This is a genomic window from Acinetobacter sp. 226-1 (assembly GCF_030329325.1).
In the GTDB taxonomy this organism is placed as follows: domain Bacteria; phylum Pseudomonadota; class Gammaproteobacteria; order Pseudomonadales; family Moraxellaceae; genus Acinetobacter; species Acinetobacter sichuanensis.
The window spans coordinates 91,848-115,116 of the sequence record NZ_JACANU010000003.1; the positions used below are offsets into that span (position 1 = coordinate 91,848).

The 23,269-nt window shown below is 37.0% G+C and carries 15 protein-coding genes and 2 pseudogenes; 11 read left to right on the plus strand and 6 right to left on the minus strand.

The window, feature by feature from the left end; translation table 11 throughout:
* Window positions 1-46 precede the first annotated feature (46 nt).
* Both HX124_RS18190 and HX124_RS06450 read right to left on the minus strand, forming a co-directional pair.
* A pseudogene (locus tag HX124_RS18190) lies at window positions 47-238 on the minus strand (alpha/beta fold hydrolase); the annotation flags it as partial.
* Window positions 239-336: 98 nt separating this feature from the next.
* A pseudogene (locus tag HX124_RS06450) lies at window positions 337-1,381 on the minus strand (alpha/beta fold hydrolase); the annotation flags it as partial.
* 314 nt (window positions 1,382-1,695) lie between these two features.
* Between HX124_RS06450 and HX124_RS06455 the strand changes: the two are divergent.
* The 8 genes from HX124_RS06455 to HX124_RS06490 all read left to right on the plus strand — a co-directional run bounded on the left by HX124_RS06455 (window position 1,696) and on the right by HX124_RS06490 (window position 11,145).
* Window positions 1,696-2,961: a glutamate-5-semialdehyde dehydrogenase gene (locus HX124_RS06455; RefSeq protein ID WP_286375909.1), complete on the plus strand. Its 1,266-nt coding sequence runs from the start codon at window positions 1,696-1,698 to the stop codon at window positions 2,959-2,961.
* A 132-nt stretch (window positions 2,962-3,093) separates the two neighbouring features.
* Window positions 3,094-3,498 carry a hypothetical protein gene (locus tag HX124_RS06460; protein WP_286382682.1) on the plus strand — a complete coding sequence of 135 codons (405 nt, stop codon included), beginning with the start codon at window positions 3,094-3,096 and terminating at the stop codon, window positions 3,496-3,498.
* Window positions 3,499-3,809: 311 nt separating this feature from the next.
* The gene (locus HX124_RS06465) at window positions 3,810-5,027 is read left to right on the plus strand and encodes an acetate/propionate family kinase (protein ID WP_286382684.1); all 1,218 of its coding nucleotides are present in this window, start codon (window positions 3,810-3,812) and stop codon (window positions 5,025-5,027) included.
* 60 nt (window positions 5,028-5,087) lie between these two features.
* On the plus strand, window positions 5,088-7,229 hold the full coding sequence (gene pta / locus HX124_RS06470; RefSeq protein ID WP_286382686.1) for a phosphate acetyltransferase: 2,142 nt from the start codon (window positions 5,088-5,090) through the stop codon (window positions 7,227-7,229).
* A gap of 737 nt (window positions 7,230-7,966) precedes the next feature.
* Complete coding sequence (locus HX124_RS06475; RefSeq protein ID WP_286382688.1) at window positions 7,967-9,493, plus strand: fumarate hydratase; 1,527 nt, start codon at window positions 7,967-7,969, stop codon at window positions 9,491-9,493.
* Window positions 9,494-9,583: 90 nt separating this feature from the next.
* Entirely contained in the window at window positions 9,584-10,087 is a 504-nt protein-coding gene (locus tag HX124_RS06480; RefSeq protein ID WP_286382690.1) for a hypothetical protein, read from the plus strand.
* Window positions 10,084-10,578 (plus strand): DUF2059 domain-containing protein, encoded by a 495-nt coding sequence (locus tag HX124_RS06485; RefSeq protein WP_286382691.1) that lies wholly within the window; start codon window positions 10,084-10,086, stop codon window positions 10,576-10,578. Before HX124_RS06480 ends, HX124_RS06485 begins: the two co-directional genes overlap by 4 nt.
* A 33-nt stretch (window positions 10,579-10,611) precedes the next feature.
* Window positions 10,612-11,145: a DUF2059 domain-containing protein gene (locus tag HX124_RS06490; protein WP_286382693.1), complete on the plus strand. Its 534-nt coding sequence runs from the start codon at window positions 10,612-10,614 to the stop codon at window positions 11,143-11,145.
* Window positions 11,146-11,212: 67 nt separating this feature from the next.
* Here HX124_RS06490 and HX124_RS06495 read toward each other — a convergent pair whose 3' ends face one another.
* The 4 genes from HX124_RS06495 to tig form a co-directional block, all read right to left on the minus strand.
* Window positions 11,213-11,965 carry a DUF2846 domain-containing protein gene (locus HX124_RS06495; RefSeq protein WP_286382694.1) on the minus strand — a complete coding sequence of 251 codons (753 nt, stop codon included), beginning with the start codon at window positions 11,963-11,965 and terminating at the stop codon, window positions 11,213-11,215.
* A 159-nt stretch (window positions 11,966-12,124) separates the two neighbouring features.
* Window positions 12,125-13,435 carry an ATP-dependent protease ATP-binding subunit ClpX gene (clpX, locus tag HX124_RS06500; RefSeq protein ID WP_286375916.1) on the minus strand — a complete coding sequence of 437 codons (1,311 nt, stop codon included), beginning with the start codon at window positions 13,433-13,435 and terminating at the stop codon, window positions 12,125-12,127.
* A 34-nt stretch (window positions 13,436-13,469) separates the two neighbouring features.
* A complete protein-coding gene (gene clpP / locus HX124_RS06505; protein ID WP_107006752.1) occupies window positions 13,470-14,081 on the minus strand; it encodes an ATP-dependent Clp endopeptidase proteolytic subunit ClpP in 612 nt (203 codons plus the stop codon).
* A gap of 191 nt (window positions 14,082-14,272) precedes the next feature.
* Window positions 14,273-15,607 (minus strand): trigger factor, encoded by a 1,335-nt coding sequence (tig, locus tag HX124_RS06510; RefSeq protein WP_107006753.1) that lies wholly within the window; start codon window positions 15,605-15,607, stop codon window positions 14,273-14,275.
* A gap of 263 nt (window positions 15,608-15,870) precedes the next feature.
* On the opposite strand from tig, the gene HX124_RS06515 reads away from it, so the two are divergent.
* The 3 genes from HX124_RS06515 to HX124_RS06525 all read left to right on the plus strand — a co-directional run bounded on the left by HX124_RS06515 (window position 15,871) and on the right by HX124_RS06525 (window position 23,192).
* Window positions 15,871-18,069, plus strand: coding sequence for a TonB-dependent receptor domain-containing protein (locus HX124_RS06515; RefSeq protein WP_286382696.1), 2,199 nt, complete (start codon window positions 15,871-15,873; stop codon window positions 18,067-18,069).
* 211 nt (window positions 18,070-18,280) lie between these two features.
* Window positions 18,281-20,512, plus strand: a complete 2,232-nt coding sequence (locus HX124_RS06520) for a TonB-dependent receptor (protein ID WP_286382697.1) — start codon at window positions 18,281-18,283, stop codon at window positions 20,510-20,512.
* 364 nt (window positions 20,513-20,876) lie between these two features.
* Window positions 20,877-23,192 carry a catecholate siderophore receptor Fiu gene (locus HX124_RS06525; RefSeq protein WP_286382699.1) on the plus strand — a complete coding sequence of 772 codons (2,316 nt, stop codon included), beginning with the start codon at window positions 20,877-20,879 and terminating at the stop codon, window positions 23,190-23,192.
* Window positions 23,193-23,269: the final 77 nt, after the last annotated feature.

The window sequence follows — 23,269 nt, forward strand, 5'->3', positions numbered from 1 at the left end:
TGTTTCCACTCAAAAAACCAGTCATTAAGACTGGTTTTTAAAAAAATTATTCAATTTCTTGTATAGGTGTTTGTAAGTTTAGCTTTTCTGCTGCAATAAATTTCAATAAACGATCAGCATTTTCAAAACTACCATGCTTGAATAAAGCGCGAATATTATTTTCATTTCTTTCAAAAATTAAACACTCAATCGCAAAATCACCTTGCTCATCATTTAAAATTAAAGCTAAATCACGCGTATTTTGTTCAGCAAATGCAGCATCTTCTGCACTCAGCATCATAGATAAGCCAAAATAATTCAAATCATTCACCACAACAGCAGCTTCATGCTGTAAATGACGATGAATGAGCTTACGAGCAGGTTGCCCAATTTGGATGCGGTCTTCCCCACGGCGCTCCATATTTTGCATATCTTCACGGGTTAAGTTAATAATGCCGTCTAAACCATGAATCGATTCACCTTTTAAGTAGGTGGTAAATAAAGTCATGGTTTCTTTACGTCGTTGTAACTGAGGCACATGATCTGCATTAGCAATCATTGCAAACTGCATATCAGGACATTGCAACGCAAAATTCGCATTTTCATGAGGAAGTGTGAAACTATCATATTGCCCACATGCAACCAAGCTATTACATTTGGGTACAGGAACATTAGAAAGTCTTAACAGACGATAGCAATTGATTTCGTAACGCTCTTGTTCAGTCGCAGAAAACTCAGCCATTTGTTTAAAAAACAAACGTTTAGCTGTAGGTGACATGCGTGTTTTATCAAGCTTGGCATGATTGACTAAATATAAAATTACAGCTTGCCCAAACTCATCCATACGTTGCTCTTTCATGAGCATTAAGGATTCTTCAAGCAACATACGCCAACTTTTACGGGTCTTTTGCATTACTCCCATTAAAATCATTTTTTCAACTAGCTCAGGACGTTGCTCAACAAAAAAAGAAGCAATGACTGAACCAAGGGAAATACCGACAACATTGACCTTTGAAATACCAACAATATCAAACCACTGTCCCAACATAAGAGATAAGTCAGGAAGCTCTAAAGTACCTGCGGATAAACCTGTATCGACATTTGTAATTTGTTGATTTGCTCCCATAGATGGGAGATCGATTAAAATGACTGGACCGCTTTCAAAAAACTGCTCAACACAATATTTATATGAGTTAAAATTTTGAAAAGCTCCTCCGATAATTACAATAGGCGTATTATGTACTGTCCGAGGATCAGCAATTGCCATATATTCAATTTTCCAGCCGTCAATCCAAGTTGTACGTGCAGGTTGCTTGAAACTATTTTTATTGTAAATATCAAAAAAACCAAAACCCTTAAAGTTTTGATTTGATTCTGAGTCCATTTGGATAATGGAATTCATATCCTTCCTCCATCCTTGCTTTATTCTTTTAGTCTGCAAGATTTTTATTGCTCGCGTTGTTTTATCAAATCGTGATACCGACTTACTTTTGTATCATTTCAATGTCCTTATGGTTTCATTCTATACAAATATGTGAATTCTATGCAATTGCTCAAATGACCGCTTATCTTTTTTAAATGCTAAAAACATTGCAAAATATTTAAAAACGTTCATTTTACTTGCATTTTATTTTTTTATTTTCTCATCAGTCTTCCTTGCATTTGTATTGACTGCTACTATCAAAGAGAAATTTCTAGGTGGTCAATTAAAACGCTATGCAAGATTCTATTGAACAGTATATGCAAACTGTAGGGAAACAAGCCCGCCAAGCCTCACGCTTTTTGGCAGGTGCTTCTACACTTCAAAAAAATAATGCGTTATCTGCTATTTATACAGCTTTACAAAATAGCCAACCGCAAATTTTAGCTGCAAATAAAGTGGATATGGACAAAGGTCATGCCAACAATTTGGACAGCGCACTGCTTGATCGCCTAGAACTCAACCCCAAACGCTTTGTCGCAATGCTTGATGGCTTAAAAGATGTCATTGGTTTAATTGATCCGATTGGTGAAATTACAGATTTAGCTTATCGCCCAACAGGCATTCAAATTGGGAAAATGCGTGTGCCTTTAGGTGTGGTTGGCATGATTTATGAATCACGTCCAAACGTTACACTTGAAGCAGCTTCTTTAGCATTAAAATCAGGCAACGCGATTATTTTACGTGGTGGCTCAGAGGCTATTCATTCCAACCAAGCAATCGCTGAAGCGATTCAACATGGTTTAAAAGCAGCAGGTTTACCTGAAACTTGTGTACAAGTCATTAATACAACAGACCGTGCCGCAGTGGGGCAACTGATTACATTAGCAGAATATGTCGATGTGATCGTTCCTCGTGGCGGCAAAGGTTTAGTTGAACTCATTACCAACGAAGCAACCATTCCTGTGATTAAACATCTAGATGGAAATTGCCATGTTTTTGTTGAAGCACAAGCAGACTTACATAAAGCTCTTCCAATTGCTTTAAATGCAAAAACACATCGTTATGGTGTTTGTAATGCCATGGAAACTTTATTGGTTGATGAAAAAATTGCTGAAGAGTTTTTACCGTTGATTGCAGAACTGTATGCTGAAAAGCAAGTTGAACTCCGTGGTGATACGGAAACTCGCCGTATTTTAGGTGCTTCAGTAAAGACTGCAACTGAAGAAGACTGGTATGAAGAATATCTTGGTCCAATTTTAGCTGTTAAAGTTGTATCTGGTTTAGATGAAGCGATTGAGCATATTAATAAATATGGTTCACATCATACAGATTCAATCATCACTGAAAACTTCAGTTTGGCACGTCAGTTCTTAACACGTGTCGACTCAAGCTCTGTGATGGTAAATGCCTCTACTCGCTTTGCTGATGGTTTTGAATATGGTTTAGGTGCTGAAATTGGTATTTCAACCGATAAAATTCATGCACGTGGTCCAGTGGGTTTAGAAGGCTTAACTTCTCAAAAATGGATTGTTTTAGGCGATGGTCAAATTCGTCAATAAGTCAGTACATTGAAGTAAAACCGTTCAGTTTTTAAAATTGGACGGTTTTTTATTTTTATGGCATTAAAAAATTACATTGCAACATAAAATTTTTCCTACAATAAAAATATAAACATAAAAAAGGAAAAAATTATGTTTTACGCCTTAATCATCATTACATTTTTCTTGGCATTACTGGTTTCGTTTATGGTCATGCGCATTTTTTCAGGCTCTATTAATGCCATTTTAGCGCGTATTATCAATGATCCGATCCATACAGCTTGGGCAAAATACACCAAGTTTGCAGGTATGGTGGTGGGTACGTCTTCAGGTATTCGTATTTATGATATGGAAAAATATATTAGCCCAATCACCTATACCAACGAGAAAGCACCAGTCATTTTAAAACTCACCCAAGAACGTTGGTTTTTAGAGGTTTATCGAACCATTATTGAGACATTGCAAGGTTTAGCATGGATGATGCTTGTGTTTTTTATGGTGGCTTTAATTGCTTATGTAATTGTACGTTGGTCTGAAATTAAATATAAAAACTCATGAGGCATCACACGAGACATACAAAATTTTTAACATAAAACTCAGCTAAAATGTATAAAAATCATGCTATGTTTAAAATAGATCATACTTTTGTACTGTACTATTTTATTTATAAATGAAATCTATCAACTGATAAATTCTAATTATAATTCTTAAAGTGGTCGATAGTGCTTAAGTCTAATCACCTAAAGTCTATCTAGGACAGAAAAACAACACATGGTACAACATCACTACTGATCTAAATTGCACCAATAAAAAGCGTAATCAGATCAATCAGGACGACCATATCAAATTACAATTTCGGGTAATAAAACGTGTCTACATCAGTATTAGTAATTAACTGCGGATCTTCATCAATTAAATATGCTTTGGTTTCAGAGCGTCGTGAAGATCGAATCTTTGGTTTAGCAGAAAACTTAGGTTCTGCTGATGCACGTATTAAAGGTATTACCACTGGTGGTGCCGAACTTGAGCTTTCCATTCCTCATGCAGATCATGAGAAAGCCCTTGAAACCATTCTTGAGCGTTTAGCACATCATAATCCACAAGCGATTGGTCATCGTGTTGTACATGGCGGTACATTGACCAAAGCAGAATTATTAACACCTGAAATTATTGAACGTATTCGTACTGCAACACCACTTGCACCGTTACATAATCCTGCGCATTTAGTTGGTATTGAAGCAACGATGCGTTTATTCCCACATTTACCACAAGTTGCAGTTTTTGATACTGCGTTCCATCAAACGATGCCTTCACATGCTTATCGTTACGCATTACCAAAATTTTTATATACAGAACATAATGTCCGTCGCTATGGCTTCCACGGTACAAGTCATGCATACGTTTCTGAACGTGGTTCAGAACTTGCAGGTAGCTTTAAAAAAGGTGGATGGCTTACAGCGCATTTAGGTAATGGTAGCTCGACTTGTGCGATCTGGAATGGTCAATCCGTCGATACTTCAATGGGCTTAACACCACTTGAAGGTGTGGTAATGGGTACACGTAGTGGTGATGTAGACCCAAGTATTCATAGTTTCTTAGCTTCAAACTTGGGTTGGGACATTTATAAAATCGACAAAATGCTCAATAGCCAATCTGGTTTACTAGGTTTGTCTGACCTTTCAAATGATATGCGTACGCTCATTGAAGCATCTGAACAAGGCAATGAAGATGCAGCACTTGCGATTGAAGTTTTTTGCTACCGTTTAGCAAAATCATTGGCAGCTTTAAGCTGTGGTCTACCACGTATTGATGGCTTATTCTTCACAGGCGGTATTGGTGAAAACTCAGCTTATATTCGTGAAAAAACAGTCGCTTATTTACCACATTTTGGCTTTAACTTGAGTCAAGAACAAAATAATAGTTTAAAACGTGGTACTGAAGGTCGTATTGATGCTGGTACAGGTCCACAAATCTGGGTTGTACCAACAGACGAAGAAGGTCGTATTGCAAAAGAAACTGAGCATGTTGTACTAGAACAGGTGAATACTTCTGCAAAAAAGTCTGATATTGAAACTGTGATGGCTTAATTAGCCATCACCAGCTTTCATTTTAAAATTTATTTTGATTTATCTTTTTAAGAATAGCGTATGAAAACAATTTTATTGGTTCCTACAGGTGAAGGCGTAGGTCTTACCTCTGCATGTCTCGGACTTATTTATGCTCTGGATTGTCAGGGGGTAAAAGCTGGATTTTTAAAACCATTTTCACAAGATGAAAAAGCCGAGTCTGATCGTACAACTGCACTCTATCGTCATGTTTCTAAAACTGAAACGGTTGAACCAATTCCATATGCAAAATTAAATCATTTACTCAACACTGGTGAAACTGACGAACTACTTGAAGAAGCTGTTCGTTTACATCGTGAAGTTGCTCGTACACATGACATTATTATTGTTGAAGGTTTAGTTCCGAGTGCACGTGACGCTTTTGCCAGTGAAATTAATGCTTCACTTGCTCAAGCACTCGACGCAAAAGTTATTTTTGTCAGCAATGCCAATATTGCCAAGCCTGAACAGACTGCAGAAAAAGTTGAAGCTCAATTACGCTATTTTGGTGGTGCGGCATCAGCACGTAATGTTGGTGTATTGTTTATGCGTACACGTGGTTTATCTGAAGATTCAGCACAAATTCCTGTGACATTTGCTCCAGATTTGCGTTTAGTTGAAGAAACAGAAAAATTTACACAAGCCATTCAACGTACACATGCGCATATTGGCACTGAACATTTACCTGTGATTGGTTTAGTTCCATTCAGCGATACTTTAAGTGTACCGCGTGTTTCAGACCTTGCTACACATATCCAAGCAAGTTGGATTAATGAAGGTAAATCAACTGTACGTCGTGTTTTACACAGCAGTTTAATTGCTTCTAATATTGAACATGAATTACAAAAATTTATTGCTGGTGAATTAATCATCTCCGCTTCAGATCGTATTGATGTCTTACTTGCAGCAAGTCTTGCAACCAGTAATGGTATTCCACTGGCAGGTTTGGTTTTAGCAGAACATCATCAACCTAATCCTGCTGCATTGGCATTCTGTCAGACAGCAATTAAAAATGGTTTACCTATTTTACATACACCATTAAGTACATTTGAAACAACTCAATTGCTTTCAAATCTAAGCAATGAAATTCCAGTCGATGATACTGAGCGCGCTGAACAAGTCACACGTTTTGTTTCGAGCCATATTAATATGGACTGGCTAGTCTTGTTATTAAATGGTGATTATCAACCTCGTCTATCCCCTTCTGCTTTCCGCCATGAATTGGTACAAAAATCAATTGCTGCGAAAAAGCGTATTGTACTGCCTGAAGGTGATGAACATCGTACCATTCAAGCTGCTGCAATTTGTCAAGCTCGTGGAATTGCACACTGTATATTATTGGCAAAACCTGAAGCTGTCGTTGAAGTCGCACGTGCACGCAATATTGAATTGCCTCATGATTTAGAAATTATTGATCCAGATTTGATTCGTGAACAGTATGTCGAAAAAATGGTGGAATTGCGTAAAGGTAAACTCAATGATTTACAAGCACGTGATCAGCTACAAGATACTGTTGTACTTGGCACAATGATGCTTGCACTGGGTCAAGTTGATGGCTTAGTGTCTGGCGCGGTGCATACCACAGCAAATACCGTACGCCCTGCTTTCCAATTGATTAAAACTGCGCCTGACTATTCATTGGTATCTTCAGTATTCTTCATGTTATTACCTGATGAAGTCTATGTTTATGGTGATTGTGCAATCAACCCAGACCCAGATGCAGAACAATTGGCTGAAATTGCCATCCAGTCTGCGGACTCTGCAAAAGCCTTTGGTATTGATCCACGTATTGCCATGATTTCATATTCTACAGGTACATCAGGAATGGGGGCAGATGTAGAAAAAGTAGCAAAAGCCACTGAAATTGCAAAACAGCGTCGCCCTGACTTACTCATTGATGGTCCATTACAGTACGATGCGGCTTCTGTTGAAAGCGTAGGACGCTCTAAAGCGCCTGACTCTAAAGTTGCAGGTCGTGCCAATGTGTTTATTTTCCCTGATTTAAATACAGGAAATACCACATATAAAGCGGTTCAGCGTTCTGCCAATGTGGTCAGTGTTGGTCCAATGTTGCAAGGTTTGAATAAGCCTGTAAATGACCTGTCACGCGGTGCTTTGGTCGATGATATTGTCTTTACGATTGCTTTAACTGCGATTCAAGCAGAACAACAAGCTGCTCAATAATCTAAATTCATGCAAGATTGTTAAGGTTTGATACTCAAACCACCCAATTTACGGATTGGGTGGTCTTTTTTTTATTACAGTTTTGATCAATTATCATTCTGCTGTGTCATGGGTTTAAATAAGTTGGAAACTGATAAAGCTACGAATTTTTCAGCCCTACATAGATATTGGGGTAATGACGAAGTTAATCAGCATCCAGATTTATTTTTTGATCATAAAATTTTAAACAATTAATTTTTAAATCATAAATATTTTTTGATAGGTTTTTATACTTACTTAACTTTTAAAATAAAACTCAAGCATAAAAAAAGAAGATAAAGCTTATGCCTGATCTTCTTTCTGTCCATACATCCAAGTTGCAGCAATATAAATACTAAAACCTACAACCATCAGGATACTTGAAATCGTCATATTTCATTTCTCTGTTTTAATATTCTTATTATGTGAAATATTTATGACAAATTTATGACAAACACTGTCATATTCTAAAATATTAAAAAAAGTAAAATACAAACAATCGTTTAGAAAATCTAAAAATATTTTTAAAGCTAATATTTTTATAACATAGAGTAAAATTTTATTCTGCTACAAAACTTTGCTGATTTGACTCAATATCTCTTAACCCTGCAAATTCAACATTAAACTTTAGCCAAAATTCAAGCAAGTCATCCACAAAAGCTGCTTTATCACGTATAATTTAGCCCGCTAGCTATCAGCCCGCTCAAGAGATTTTCGATATGACAACTATTATCAAGCAAGATGACTTGATCACATCGGTCAAGGATGCGCTTCAGTTCATTTCTTACTATCATCCACAAGACTTCATCCAAGCGATGAGCCGTGCTTATGACCGTGAAGAGAACAAAGCTGCCAAGGATGCAATTGCACAAATCTTAATCAACTCACGTATGTGTGCAGAAGGTCATCGTCCAATCTGTCAAGATACTGGTATTGTTAACGTATTTGTTGACGTGGGCTTAGACGTTAAATTTGATTTAACCATGAGCTTAGATGACGCAATCAATGAAGGTGTACGTCAAGGCTATCTTGAAAATAGCAACGTTCTTCGTGCATCTGTACTTGCTGACCCTGCTTTTGGTCGTAAAAATACCAAAGACAACACACCTGCTGTGATTCACTACAAACTCGTTCCGGGTAACAAAGTAGACATCATTGTTGCTGCAAAAGGTGGTGGTTCGGAAAATAAATCTAAACTTGCAATGTTAAACCCTTCTGATTCAATCGTTGATTGGGTACTTAAAACTGTTCCTACGATGGGTGCAGGTTGGTGTCCACCGGGTATGCTCGGTATCGGGATTGGTGGTACTGCTGAAAAAGCCATGATGCTTGCAAAAGAATCGCTCATGGAAGAAATCAACATGGACGAATTACTTCGTCGTGGACCACAAAACAAAATCGAAGAACTTCGTATTGAAATCTTTGAAAAAGTAAATGCGCTTGGTATTGGTGCACAAGGTCTTGGTGGTTTAACCACAGTTCTTGATATTAAAATTAAAGATTATCCTTGCCACGCTGCGGGTAAACCAGTCGGTATGATTCCAAACTGTGCTGCAACGCGTCATGCGCACTTCCAATTAGATGGTTCAGGTATTGCACATATTCAAGCACCTAAACTTTCTGACTATCCTGAAGTGACTTGGGATTCTTCATCTTCTAAACGTGTTGATCTAGACAACATTACTCAAGAAGAAATGAATTCTTGGCAACCGGGCGACACGCTATTACTTAACGGTACAATCTATACAGGTCGTGATGCTGCGCACAAACGCATGTGCGAAATGCTCGACAAAGGCGAAGAGCTTCCTGTAGACCTTAAAGGTAAATTTATTTACTACGTGGGTCCAGTTGATCCTGTGGGTGATGAAGTGGTTGGTCCTGCAGGTCCTACGACTGCAACACGTATGGATAAATTCACTCGCCAAGTGTTAGAAGCAACTGGCTTGTTTGGTATGATTGGTAAAGCAGACCGTGGTCCTACTGCAATTGAAGCAATCAAAGACAACAAAGCGACTTATTTAATGGCAGTCGGTGGTGCAGCATATCTTGTTTCTAAAGCTGTACGCCAAGCTGAAGTGGTTGCATTTGCTGACTTAGGTATGGAAGCAATCTACAAATTTGTGGTTGAAGATATGCCTGTATCTGTTGCAGTTGATGTAAATGGTACATCAATCCATGCAACAGCACCTAAAATCTGGCAAGCAAAAATTGGAAAAATTCCAGTGGTTGATGCAGCAGCGAACTAAGTCTTTATTCAACGCTAAATAGATTTATTGCTTGAATGTTGATGAAAAAGCACTCTATGATTAGGGTGCTTTTTTATTTATGAGAATCTAATGACAATAAAACCCTACCTGTATTCTTTATTTATATTGAGTTTTAGTTTTCATACCTTTGCAGCCTCTGCGACACCACAACAAATTGATCAACTCATTAAAATTGAACATTGGGATCAATTTAAACCTGCTTTGCTCAAACAAAGTATGCCGAATATGAAAAGTGCAACTGAAGAATTGATGTTTGATCAATTACAATACAAACAAGCGCTTTCAGCTGAACAACAAGCTTTAATCATACAAATATCAGACATCATGATTAACGACATGATCGAACAAGTTGATGAAAAAGTTTTTCTGACTAACATTCGCGTGGCTTATCAAACACTCAGTCAAGAACAAGCTCAAGCCTTACTCAACGTTTACCAACAACCCAATATGCAAAATGCAGGGCAAAATGTTCCCATTATGATCGCAAAAATTGTTGACACCTCAAGTAATGATTTTAATAAAATTATCAACTTAGAAGATATTCAAAACATTATTCGTGAGAACCAAAAATGATCAAGACAATAATGTTTAGCCTCAGCCTTTGCCTACTGCACACAGGTTTATATGCAGCACCAGCAAGCACAGAAAGTACAGAACAACTGCTTAATGTCATTAACATCAATCAAGCGATCAAAGACCTCTCAACACGTGAAACGTTTCAACAACTGACACAGCAGATCATTGAGTATCACTCCCTTCCTCAAACGAAAGAAAATCAAACGCGTATTTACCATGCAATTCAAAATTATTATTTAAGTGATGCGTATAAACATGAGTTTAGACAAAGCTTATTTAATATTTACAACCAAAATATGACTGAAGAAGAAACACAGCAATGGATTAAATTTTATAAAACAGCAATAGGACAATCTATTTTAAATAATAAAAACTTTGAACAGAAAATTATTGAAACTGTTGAACAAATTTTCCCTGAAAATGCTGAACCTTCAGCTCAAGCACAAGCTAAACTTACACAAGCCATGGAGAAATTTTTCTCTCAATAGATTTTCTATTCGTCATATTTTAAGGACAGTCAGATGAAAAAATTTAAAACTTTATTACTCAGCGGTTTAATACTGATTACACCTTACACTTTTGCCACTCCTGCGAGCGACCAGCAAGTACAAAAGCTGATAGAAGTGATGAAAATCAATCAACTTTTACAACAAACCATACAACAAATTCGTCCACAACTTGATCAGCAAGCGTATACCATTGTACAAAATATCGTACAGCATGAAAAACTGAATCCACAAGAGCAAATCGTTGCCAATGAATTAGCAGATCAATTACATGAGCAAAACAAGAAAAGTATTTCTTGGGATAAAATGCAGCCGATTTATCAAAAAATTTACAAAGATATTTACACTGCTGAAGAAGTACAAGCACAAATTGATTTTTACTCAAGCCAAGTCGGACAATCTATCTTAGCTAAAAGTCCAGTTGTTGCCCAAGAATCAATGAAAATCGTCAATACTCAGCTTATGTCGACCATTCAAGCGGCTGAAAAAGACTTTGCTCAAGTGAATAAAAAACTAGACGCACTCAAAAAAGCTGCAGAAAACAAATAATACTGTTTATTTCTATAAAAAAGAGGCAATTGCCTCTTTTTTTAAATGGGTGATGCCAGTCACTAACTCACCATGTTAAAGGATTCCAAATCTTAAATGGCGTACTCAAATGCACATCATCACTGGCTTGATAATCTCCACTATCAATTTTTTCCTGAGGTTTAATCAGCTTTCCATCTGCGGTCATTTCGCCAACAAAGTTTAAACCAGGCGATTTTAATTGTGTCATGGCAATTTCTTTTAAGGCTTGACGCGTCGGCATTTGCATCAATGGACCCACTTTCAACAATTCACCACCACCGTTTGGACCACCACGGAATTTTTCTTCTTCATATTTCACAAAATATTGCTGACCTGCTTGCACATGAAAATAAGCAACTTTAGGTTTTTGAAAATGCACCACTGCCAAAGGTCGACTTAAACTAAATTTATAATCACCTTCAGCCAACTCAATCCAATAATAATGATTACTGATGAGACTAGGCACGCGCTTGCCATTTAAATAGAAACTCTGCGCAATAATTTCTTGGCGATTCCATTTACTATCAGGACGATAAAAATAAATCACAGCGGCATTAGGATTTTGTGGTTTTACCAGTTTAAAATACTGCCCAGGCTCTTGATTGACCCATGAACCTACAGAAAACTTACCAAGTTTATATTGATCTAGTTTTTCATAGACAAAAGAATTTTCTTTTTCAAAATTCACAGCATCTAAAGTAGATACGGCTTGACCTACAGTCGGTTGTTGTACAGTTTGATGACTTTGACAGGCAACTAACCCACAACTGGTTAAAATAATTAGACCAAAGTAACGCATGATTATCCCTCACCACGTATTTTTTATTTTCATTTTTGAATGAAGATGATTTTCTCAATATCAGCTTAACATTTCATTGGCGATTTAAAAATAAAAAACGTGTAAAAAGTCCAGCTTCTTACACGTTTCAGATGAGTTGCAGATCACAACTCAATCATTTTAAGCAGATTTACTATCAATTACTTTTAAATCAACTTTTTCTTCAACAGCTTGTTCTTGCTTCGGTTGACGTTCTACTTGATAAACAGGCTCTGCTTGATGATTAATCACATCAGCATTAATGATGACTGTGCCAATATCTTCACGACTTGGTAAATCATACATGGTTTCAAGTAAAACATTTTCCAAAATAGAACGTAGACCACGTGCGCCTGTATTACGTTCAAGCGCTTTTTTTGCCACAGCACGTAATGCTGAGTCTTCAAAAATTAGATCTACATCTTCCATTTCAAACAAATACTGATACTGGCGTGTTAATGCATTTTTTGGTTCAGTCAAAATTTGCATTAATGCTTCTTCATCTAGCTCTTCAAGCGTCGCAATAACAGGCAAACGACCAATAAACTCTGGAATTAAACCAAATTTTACTAAGTCTGTTGCTTCAACTTGACGGAATAAGTCAGATAATTTTTTAGTATCATCTTTATTTTTCACATCAGCGGTAAATCCAATACCACCTTTTTCTTGACGTTGTTGTACCACTTTCTCAAGCCCAGAAAATGCACCACCACAAATAAATAAAATATTTGAAGTGTCAATTTGAATGAACTCTTGTTGTGGATGCTTACGTCCGCCCTGAGGTGGAATAGATGCAACTGTGCCTTCAATCATTTTCAGAAGTGCTTGTTGTACGCCTTCACCTGATACATCACGGGTAATGGATGGATTTTCAGATTTACGCGTAATCTTATCAATCTCATCAATATAGATAATGCCTTTTTGGGCTTTTTCTACATCATAATCCGCTTTTTGTAATAGCTTTTGTACAATGTTTTCAACATCTTCACCCACATAACCTGCTTCGGTTAAAGTGGTTGCATCAGCCATCGCAAAAGGTACATCAAGTAAACGCGCAAGCGTTTGCGCCAATAATGTTTTACCAGAACCTGTGGGTCCAATCAGTAAAATATTACTTTTTGCTAACTCAATCGTATCTTTGGTTTTTTGCGTAGATTGCGTTACTTTCAAGCGTTTATAGTGGTTATACACAGCCACAGATAAAGTTTTCTTTGCAGTGTCTTGACCAATCACATACTGGTCAAGTGCTGCACGAATTTCATGAGGTTTAGGCAATGGACGTGTTGCCCAATCCCCAGTTTCAACTTGTTGACTGGTTTGAACTAAATCTAAGCAGACATCCACACATTCATTACAAATGTACGCGTCCTCACCAGCGATCAGTTTTCCAACTTCAGACTGTGTTTTTCCACAAAATGAACAATGTTTTTGTCCTTGAGGATTATCGGACATTTTCACTCCAAATCTTAAATCTGTACATTAAAGCTTAGTTTTGAGGGCGTTTTGATAACACTTGATCGACTAAACCATATTCTTTCGCTTGTTGTGCAGTCATAAAATTATCACGGTCTGTGTCTTTTGCCACACGCTCATAATCTTGACCGCTATGTTCTGCCATTAAACGATTTAAACGTTCTTTAATAAATAAAATTTCACGCGCATGGATTTCAATATCTGATGCCTGACCACGGAAACCACCCAATGGTTGATGAATCATAACTCGTGCATTTTCAAGGCAATAACGTTTACCTTTAGCACCCGCATTCAATAAGAATGCGCCCATAGATGCTGCTTGACCCATACAATAAGTCACGACATCGGGTTTAATAAACTGCATAGTATCGTAAATCGCCATACCCGCAGTTACTGAACCACCCGGTGAGTTAATATATAAGTGAATATCTTTATCTGGATTTTCAGCTTCTAAAAATAACATTTGCGCGACAATCAGGTTCGCCATGTTATCTTCAACTTCACCTGTTAGAAAAATAACACGCTCACGTAAAAGTCGTGAAAAAATATCAAAAGAACGTTCACCACGAGATGACTGTTCTACAACCATAGGGACTAAAGCATTTTCAATAGATGGAACATACATATGTTATTTATTCCTGAATTTTTTGTTACTCAGCTCATATTTGACAATATGAGGGATAATGATTGAAATTGCAAAATATTCCCAATTAAATATCAAATTTTTTTTGAATAAGCATTGTGAATTTGGGACAATTACAAATTTGATACAGCATAAAAAAAGGCGCCCGAAAGCGCCTTTTAGTGAAAAACAACTTAGCCTTGTTGACGCGCTTGTTGTTCTTTCAATAAATCTTGATAGCTTACTTCAGTATCAGATACTTTAGCAGCAGCTAAAATATAATCTACTACTTGATCTTCTAAAACAACAGCTTCAATTTGAGCACGTTGTTTTTCATCATTTTTGAAGTATTCAATCACTTCAGTTGGGTCTTCGTAAGAAGTCGCCATATCTTCGATGTATGCTTCAACACGAGCAGCATCTACTTCAAGTTGAGCATCAGCTAATACTTTGCTCACTAACACGCCTAATTTTACTGATTTTTCAGCTTGTTCTTTGAACAGGTCATCAGGAAGCATGCTGCTGTCAAATGCTTGCGCACCTTGAGCACCGAACTGTTGAGTGAACTGTTGAATCATTTGTTGACGTTGACGGTCAATTTCTTGAGCAACCATTGCTGAAGGAAGTTCAACTTCATTTGCAGCAACTAATGCATCAAATGTAGCAGATTTAACTTGGTTACGAAGACCATTTTTCACTTCACGTTCCATGTTTTTGCGAACGTCAGCTTTTAATTTTTCAACGCCTTCTTCTTCAGTAATGTTGAAGATTTTTAAGAATTCAGCATCAATTTCAGGAAGTTTTGGTTTTTCAACCAATTTCACAGTGATTTTGAATTGAGCAGCTTTACCCGCAAGGTTTTCAGCTTGGTAATCTTCAGGGAAAGTAACGTCAATGACTTTCTCTTCGCCTTTCTTCATACCGATGATGCCATCTTCGAAGCCAGGAATCATACGACCAGAACCTAAAACAAGTTTAAAGTCTTGCGCAGCGCCGCCTTCAAATTTTTCACCATCAACAGTACCTTCAAAGTCGAAAGTTACTTGCATGTCTTTTTTCGCCATACCTTTGGTTTCAGCCCAAGTTTGACGTTGTTTTTGCAAGTTTTCGAGCATAGTGTCGACATCTTTGTCATTCACTGAAGTCGATTTACGTTCAACTTCTAATGCATCAAGTGCATTTACTGAAACTTCTGGATAAACTTCTACAGTTGCTTCAAAAACCAAAGCATCATCTTTGTTTTCAACTTTATCAATGTTTGGCATACCAACAGCATTGATTTTCTCTTGTTGAATTGCTTCAAATACTGAGTCACGGATGATGTCATTTACCACTTCTTGGTAAATACTTGCACCGTATTCACGACGAACAACGTTTACAGGCACTTTGCCTGGACGGAAGCCGTTAATCTTCACAGTTTTGGCAGCGCGTTTTAAACGAGCTTCGAATTGCTCATTTACACGGCTCGTCGGTACAGATACATTTAAACGACGGGCAACGCCCGAAACCGCTTCAGAAGTTACTTGCATGGCTTCCTCTATATAATAGTAGTTACAATTTAAAAAAGTGCCACATTATATGACAACTTTATAGATATACAAAATTTCGGCTATTTTAACCATCAAAATAAAAATTTCTCCATCTTTCTTTTTCTCATTTTTGATTTTTTTCATTTTATATTAAAAAAATTGATCTTTATTGCAAATAATAATATTTCTCACTATTATTCAACCTCAATATTTTTGATGTTTTTCATATATTTATTTTTCTCGTCCAACACTGGAATTCTTTTATGAGTAAATTCAACCTTCACCCTCTAACGCTTGCACTTTGTACGTTTAGCGCCTCTGTGACTTATGCGCAAACAACGACGACTTCAGAAGAAGATACGATTCAACAGCTCGATACAGTTGTATTTACAGCTTCGGGTTTCGAACAAAAATTAAAAAATGCACCTGCAAGTATTAGTGTGGTGTCAAAAGAAGACATTGAGAAAAAAAATGCAACGTCTATCGCTGACTTATTGGTTGATGTTCCTGGACTAGATTTACGTGATGGTGTCGGTAAGACATCTGGTTTAAATATTAAAATGCGTGGTTTAGACGCACCTTATACGCTCATTTTGATTGATGGTAGACGCCAATCAACCTCTAGCGATGTCACACCTAATGGTTTTGGCGAAACATCAAGCGGTTATTTGCCTCCTCTGTCTTCAATTGAACGTATTGAAGTGATTCGTGGACCAATGGCAACACGTTATGGTTCAGAAGCAATGGGCGGTGTGATTAACATTATTACAAAAAAAATTAGCAATGAATGGCGTGGCAATATTACTGTTGGCGGTAATATTATGGAACATAAAGGCGAAGCGGATTCTTGGAAATCAAGCTTTGTGGTAAATGGTCCTATTATTCAAGACCGTTTAGGTTTACAACTTCGTGGTAGTTATTTAGATCGTCAAAAATCAGAGCGTATTCCTGGTACAGCAGGACGAGATCCGCGTCCAAGTGAAAGCGACAACTTCGATTTTGGCACAAAATTAAATCTCAAACTCAATGAACAAAATAGTCTTTGGTTCGATGCGTTTCATTCTTCTCAAAACTATCAAAATGACGATAACCGTTTAGGTACTCAAGATACTGCGAAAAAAGCCAATGGTTATCAAGATGAATTAGAGTTTAATCGTACTCAATTTTCTGTGGGTCATGATGGCGATTATGCACTTGGAACATGGAAATCATACGCTAGCCACACCACAACTGAAACGATTGGACGTACAATTCCAAATAATACTTTTCCAAATAATATCGCTTCTGGTGCTGATCGTACTTTAGAAAATACCGATTTGGTTATAGATACTCATTTTATTGCTCCTATTGCCAACCATAAAGTTACCGTTGGTGCTGAATATAAAGAAGCCACTGTTGCCGATGATATTGCTGGCGTTGGTTCTGAGTTTAAAAAGGACTCTTGGTCTTTATACGCTGAAAATGAATGGAAGATGTTAGATAATCTTCGTATGACTTTAGGCGGTCGTTTTGAAGAACATAGTGGTTTTGGTGGGCACTTTAGTCCACGTGCATATTTAGTTTGGAATGCAACAAATGTGATCACCTTAAAAGGTGGAGTAAGTACAGGTTATAAAGCCCCTTCTGCAAAAGACTTACATAATGGAATCATTAGTGTCAGCGGACAAGGCACCAGTTTTGGTATTGGTTCGCCTAACTTAAAGCCTGAAGAGTCAACGAACTATGAACTTGGTTTTTACTTTAACCAAGGTGATTTAGACTTTTCAACAACAATCTTCCATACCAAAATCAAAGATCGTTTTACCACTGGACCTGAAATTTTAAACTGTAATTATACAGTCAATGGTCAGCAGCCTAATTTAAATAATCCAAGTTGTATCAGCTTTGGTACACATATCACTGACCAAAAATCATTTTCACAAAAAACCAATGCAGATGAAGCAAAGTCTGAAGGTGTAGAAGTGAGTTTAAAATATAACATTCTGCCTGAATGGGATATAAAAACTGCCTATACCTATATGGAAACAGAAATTACTAAAGGCAAAGACAAAGGAAATGCTTTAAGCAATGTGCCTAAAAATGCTTTTAATACAACATCAACATGGCATATCAATGATCAATTTGACCTTTGGTTACAACACGAATATAAGTCAAGCCGTACACGTTATGACACGGAACAAACTGCAGGAACTGATGCCGCAATTATTTATGAATTAACAAATAATAAATTAAAGGGTTATAACCTCTTTAACTTAGGTGCAAGTTATAGCGTAAATGATCAATTACGATTTAATGGTGCAATTAACAATTTGTTAGATAAAGACTTTGCTGGGAACCAAAGCTATATAAATTCTAAAGGTGAATTAGCCACTGCTTACGATTATATGTCCATTGGTTCAGGTATGGATGGAACCTACTTACCTGGACGAAACTTCTGGTTATCTGTCTCTTACGACTTTTAATCAGTAAAAACAATAAAAAACCCTCTCACGAGAGGGTTTTTAAATTTACAATATAAATCAAAAACTTAATAAAAAATTACACTTTTCTTCATTTTTTTTACTTATTGATATAATTTCACCTATTGTTAAAACCAATTACAAAAAATAGTGATAAAGAATAAGAATTATTATTATTCGCATACAAATTTGCATTACTCTCTAGTGAGTCGCCATGTCATTTATCAAATCACGCAAAAAAGTTGTGGTCTCAGCTCTTGCTTCTTCTCTTTCTGTCATAGCAACAACTGCCATTGCCCAAGAAGAAGTGCAACAACTACCTACTATTCATGCTCAAGCTCATGCAACAAAACAACAAAGCTTAAAAGTCGATGAATCTGCTAACTCCAAATTTGTAGCACCACTTTTAGACACACCAAAATCAGTTTCTGTTATTTCAAAAAAATTGATCGAAGATACACAAGTAACAACACTTGCAGATGCACTGCGCACAGTACCAGGGATTACTTTAGGTGCAGGTGAAGGCGGCAACCCAAATGGTGACCGCCCTATTATTCGTGGTTATAACTCTGAAAGTTCAATGTATGTCGATGGTGTGCGTAATGCCACTTCACAAAACCGTGATATGTTTGCTGTTGAACAAGTTGAAATCACGAAAGGCTCTTCATCTTCTCTAGGTGGTGCAGGTTCTGTTGGTGGTAGTGTAAACATGATTTCTAAAGTCGCTAAAAAAGGCGATTCTTTAGAAGGTTCTGTAGCTGGCGGTACAGACAATTACCAACGTATTACCCTTGATGGTAATAAAGACTTTGGTAATGGTATTGCTGCTCGTGTTGCTGTGATGGGACACCATAATGAAAAAGCAGGTCAAGCTGATGGTGCTGAATACAAACGTGTCGGGATTGCACCAAGTATTACTTTTGGTTTAGATACTCCAACACGTACTACAGCTAGCTACTATTATTTAAAATCTGATGATACGCCTGATTCTGGTGTGCCATATCAGTATGATAAAGATAAAAAAGCCACTGTAGGTAAACCTGTCAATGTAAAACAAGGCATTTACTATGGTTTACTTGATCGTGATTTCCAAAAGCAAGAAAATCATATTGCAACATTAAAAGTTGAACATGATTTAACAGATAATTTAACGCTTTCAAATACTGCCATTTATAGTAAATCTAAAAATGATTATTTATGGACACAGCCTGATGACTCAAAAGGTAATGTTCTAAATGATAAAGTATGGCGTCGTATCAACTCACGTATTACAGATACAGATATCTTCACAGATCAACTTTCTTTAACAGGTAAATTCAACACAGGTTCAATTAAACATCGTTTTAATTTGGGTGCTGAATATTCTGACCAAGAATCTGATAAAGGAAGTTATTCAACCACTTATCCAGGTTATAAAGATTCAACTACGGGTGGTTTTAACAGCAACTGTGCAAATAATGACGCATGGTGTACTTCGCTCACCAATCCAAACCCTCATGACCCATGGTTAGGAACGGCGACAGCGAATCGTAATACCACTACGACCACAACAAAAAATACATCTGTTTATTTCTTAGACAATATTGAGTTTACTCCACAATGGTTGCTTGATTTAGGTGTACGTTGGGATAAATTTGATACTGAACAAGTAACAAATGCGACAGGTGAAAAAATCGAAAATGATAAAGATTTCTTCACTTATCAAGCGGGTTTAACCTTTAAACCTGTTGAAAATAGTTCAATTTATGCGAGCTACGCAACATCTGCTAATCCTGTAGGTGTCGATGCTGGTGATGGTTCTGAAAGCATTGGTAAAGCTTATATGGACTTAAAACCAGAAGAAGCTCGTACCATTGAATTGGGTACAAAATGGGATTTATTTAACGATAAACTCAATTTAACCGCAGCAGTTTTCCGTACAGAAAAGCAAAATACACGTATTCAACTTGATGCAGGCACATATACCAACGGTGGTGAAAGCAAAGTTGATGGTGTTGAGTTAACTGCAAATGGTAAAATCACAGATAAATGGGATATCACTGCGGGTTATTCTTATTTAGACAGTGAAATGACAAATCCTGGTCCATCTTGTAACCGTCAAGGTGTTTGTACTGCTGATAATCCAGCTAAAGGCAAACAACTTCCAAACGTTCCAAAAAATAGTGCAACACTTTGGACAACATACAAAGTATTACCTCAGTTCACTGTAGGTGCAGGTGCATTCTATGCTGATCAAGTATTTGGCGATGCAGCAAATACTAAATGGGTTGCAAGTTATGTTCGTTACGATGCCATGGCACGTTATAACGTAAACAAAAATGTTGATTTACAACTCAATGTAAACAACCTTTCAGACAAACGTTACTTCACTAAAGCTTATGCTTCTCACTATGCAACAGAAGCAGATGGTCGTAATGCAGTACTTTCTGTGAACTTTAAATACTAAGTTCAACGAATAACGTTTTTTAAATAGCCTCTTTATGAGGCTATTTTTTTTTGATTTTAAAGTTCTTGTTATATATTTACGAATATCAAAACTCCCTCCTATTATTAAAATTATTTTATTTTTAACGTAATTTCAAATATTTACCGATCGTTTAAATAGATATGTTTAACCAAAATGAGCATTTTTTCCTGAGCTTTTTTTGTGAAATTCTACTTAATGGCTATTGTTATCAATAATCATTATTAATATTATTCGCGGTAAATAGTTACATGCTTTAACAATAGCTACACTTTTACTGCACATTTCCTCTTTTAGGCATCTATGCAGATCAAAACTGGACTTCGACTTTTGTAGGAATTTTCAAATGGCGCGTATTCAAAGCCGTAAACACAAAACAACAACACCTCTTGTTGCTTTAGCTGCATCATTGCCTTTTTTAGCTCAAGCTGAAACTTTTGATGAAAGTTCGGTCATACAGTTACCCAAAATTGAAGCAACTGCTCAAGCCAATAAAAGTTCAGAAAACTATAAAGCCAATGAAGTAAGCTCGCCTAAATACACACAACCTATCATTGATACACCACAAACAATCTCAGTCATTAAAAAAGAGTTATTACAAGAACAAGGTGCGAGTTCTTTGGTTGAAGCGCTCAGAAATACGCCTGGTATTACCTTACAAATGGGTGAAAATGGCAATACAAGTGCTGGTGATACCTTCCAAATGCGCGGTTTTTCTACACAAACCTCAACATATATTGATGGTATTCGTGACCTAGGCGCTATTAGCCGCGATATTTTTAACCTTGATCAAATTGAAGTTGTAAAAGGTCCTTCAGGTGCAGAAGCTGGTCGTGGTGCGGCTTCGGGTTATATCAACTTAGTTTCAAAACTACCAACGCTAAAAAATGATCGTCAAGTAAGTGCAAGTTTTAACACTGCTGAACATGGTCGTTTAGCGGCTGACCTCAATCAAGCCATCAATGACAACACCGCTGTACGTCTTAATGTGATGGGGCAACAAGGTGGAATCGAAGGTCGTGATTATATTGAAAACAATAGTTATGCCATTGCTCCATCGATTGCTTTTGGTTTAGACACAGACACACGTTTTTATTTATATTCACAACATGTACAGCAACGTAATATTCCTGATGGTGGTATTCCAACAATTGGCATGCAAGGTTTTTATTACAACAATACAGATGAAAAACTTCCAAGTGCATTTAGAGATGCATTAAATAAAGCCGTGAATGCTGCCTCTCCTGTAGATCGTGAAAATTTTTATGGTCATGTCGATGATCATGAAGATGTTAATGCCAACATGATTACTGCAAAAATAGAGAGTGATTTAGCAGATAATTTAAAACTGACCAATATTTCACGTTTTGGCAAAACTGAAATGAAGCGTGTTTTAACAGGTATCAATAGTTTAGTGATCACCGATTTAACCAAAGCAGAAGATCCAAATAGTTGGTTAATCACACGTTCTCGTCAAGGTGTTGATCAGGAAAATAAAATTTTAGCAAATACCACAACCTTAAATTTTAACACTCAAACAGGCATTATTGAGCACAATTTCGTTGCAGGCTTAGAACTCTTACAAGAGCAACAAAATGCTAAGACAATGTCAGCGCAAATTCCGGGACAAGCCAACCCTGTAATTACTGCCAACATGTACAATCCTGACCGCAATCAAGTCTTAGACAATCCACTTTACAATGGTGGATATAGTCACGGTGAAACCAATACCGCTGCTGCTTATTTATTTGACACACTTAAATTTTTAGAAGGTCGTCTACAGTTAAATGGCGGTGTTCGCATTGACTATTATGATACCGACTTTGACTCGCTTACTGTTTCAACTGATGCTAAAACTTTAGCCGTCACCAAAAAACCAACATTATTAGGTGCACATGACACTTTAATCAGTTGGAAACTCGGTGGGTTATTTAAGCCAACTGAAAAAAGCAGTATCTATGCGTCTTATGCTAAATCATTAACGCCACCAGGTAGTGCAAACTTTACTTTGTCTGATGAAGGGATCAATAGCTCTGCTGCAAAACCACAAGAAACTCATCATTATGAAGTTGGTACAAAATGGGATTTACTCAATGATAAATTAGCAGTCAGTGCTGCTGCCTACTACACAGAAAATGAAAATCAATTTACTCAAGATGCAGTCACACTTGAGTCCATTCAAGAAGGTAAAACCACAGTAAAAGGTATTGAATTAAGTGCTGTAGGCAAAATCACTGATGCATGGAACATTTCTGCGGGTGTTGCCCACATGAAAACAGAACAAGAAAATCAACTCAGTGTTAATGCAACAACAGGTGCGATTACAAAAACCAATTTGGTACGTTGGTCACCTGAATGGACTGCATCACTTTGGACAACTTATGACTATGCAGGCTTTAAAGTTGGTCTAGGTGCTCGTTATGTAGATGAACAAAAGCGTGTCATTACTGACAGTACTGTACCTGCTACAATGCCAAGTATTCCTGACTATATTGTCTTTGATGCGCTGGCTGGTTATACCTTTAATAAACACGCTTCTGTAAACTTAAATATTTATAATCTTGCTGATAAAGAATATATCAGTACCTTAAATAATGGCGGTAGTCGTATGGTTTTAGGTCAACCTCGCTCTGCAACTTTAAGTTTAAACTATAAGTTTTAATTCCTCTTTCTTTTGAGCAACAAATGTCGTGTATGCTAGTCATGCACGACTTTTTATTTTTTAAAGGATGTCTTAGA

What these genes read in the sequence shown, in the direction of transcription:
- HX124_RS06525 (WP_286382699.1), top strand. Translation starts at nt 20,877, where the DNA reads ATGGCGCGTATTCAAAGCCGTAAACACAAAACAACAACACCTCTTGTT.
- HX124_RS06515 (WP_286382696.1), top strand. Translation starts at nt 15,871, where the DNA reads ATGAGTAAATTCAACCTTCACCCTCTAACGCTTGCACTTTGTACGTTT.
- HX124_RS06460 (WP_286382682.1), top strand. Translation starts at nt 3,094, where the DNA reads ATGTTTTACGCCTTAATCATCATTACATTTTTCTTGGCATTACTGGTT.
- HX124_RS06485 (WP_286382691.1), top strand. Translation starts at nt 10,084, where the DNA reads ATGATCAAGACAATAATGTTTAGCCTCAGCCTTTGCCTACTGCACACA.
- HX124_RS06495 (WP_286382694.1), bottom strand. Translation starts at nt 11,965, where the DNA reads ATGCGTTACTTTGGTCTAATTATTTTAACCAGTTGTGGGTTAGTTGCC.
- HX124_RS06455 (WP_286375909.1), top strand. Translation starts at nt 1,696, where the DNA reads ATGCAAGATTCTATTGAACAGTATATGCAAACTGTAGGGAAACAAGCC.
- HX124_RS06475 (WP_286382688.1), top strand. Translation starts at nt 7,967, where the DNA reads ATGACAACTATTATCAAGCAAGATGACTTGATCACATCGGTCAAGGAT.
- HX124_RS06520 (WP_286382697.1), top strand. Translation starts at nt 18,281, where the DNA reads ATGTCATTTATCAAATCACGCAAAAAAGTTGTGGTCTCAGCTCTTGCT.
- tig (WP_107006753.1), bottom strand. Translation starts at nt 15,607, where the DNA reads ATGCAAGTAACTTCTGAAGCGGTTTCGGGCGTTGCCCGTCGTTTAAAT.
- HX124_RS06480 (WP_286382690.1), top strand. Translation starts at nt 9,584, where the DNA reads ATGACAATAAAACCCTACCTGTATTCTTTATTTATATTGAGTTTTAGT.
- pta (WP_286382686.1), top strand. Translation starts at nt 5,088, where the DNA reads ATGAAAACAATTTTATTGGTTCCTACAGGTGAAGGCGTAGGTCTTACC.
- clpP (WP_107006752.1), bottom strand. Translation starts at nt 14,081, where the DNA reads ATGTATGTTCCATCTATTGAAAATGCTTTAGTCCCTATGGTTGTAGAA.
- clpX (WP_286375916.1), bottom strand. Translation starts at nt 13,435, where the DNA reads ATGTCCGATAATCCTCAAGGACAAAAACATTGTTCATTTTGTGGAAAA.
- HX124_RS06490 (WP_286382693.1), top strand. Translation starts at nt 10,612, where the DNA reads ATGAAAAAATTTAAAACTTTATTACTCAGCGGTTTAATACTGATTACA.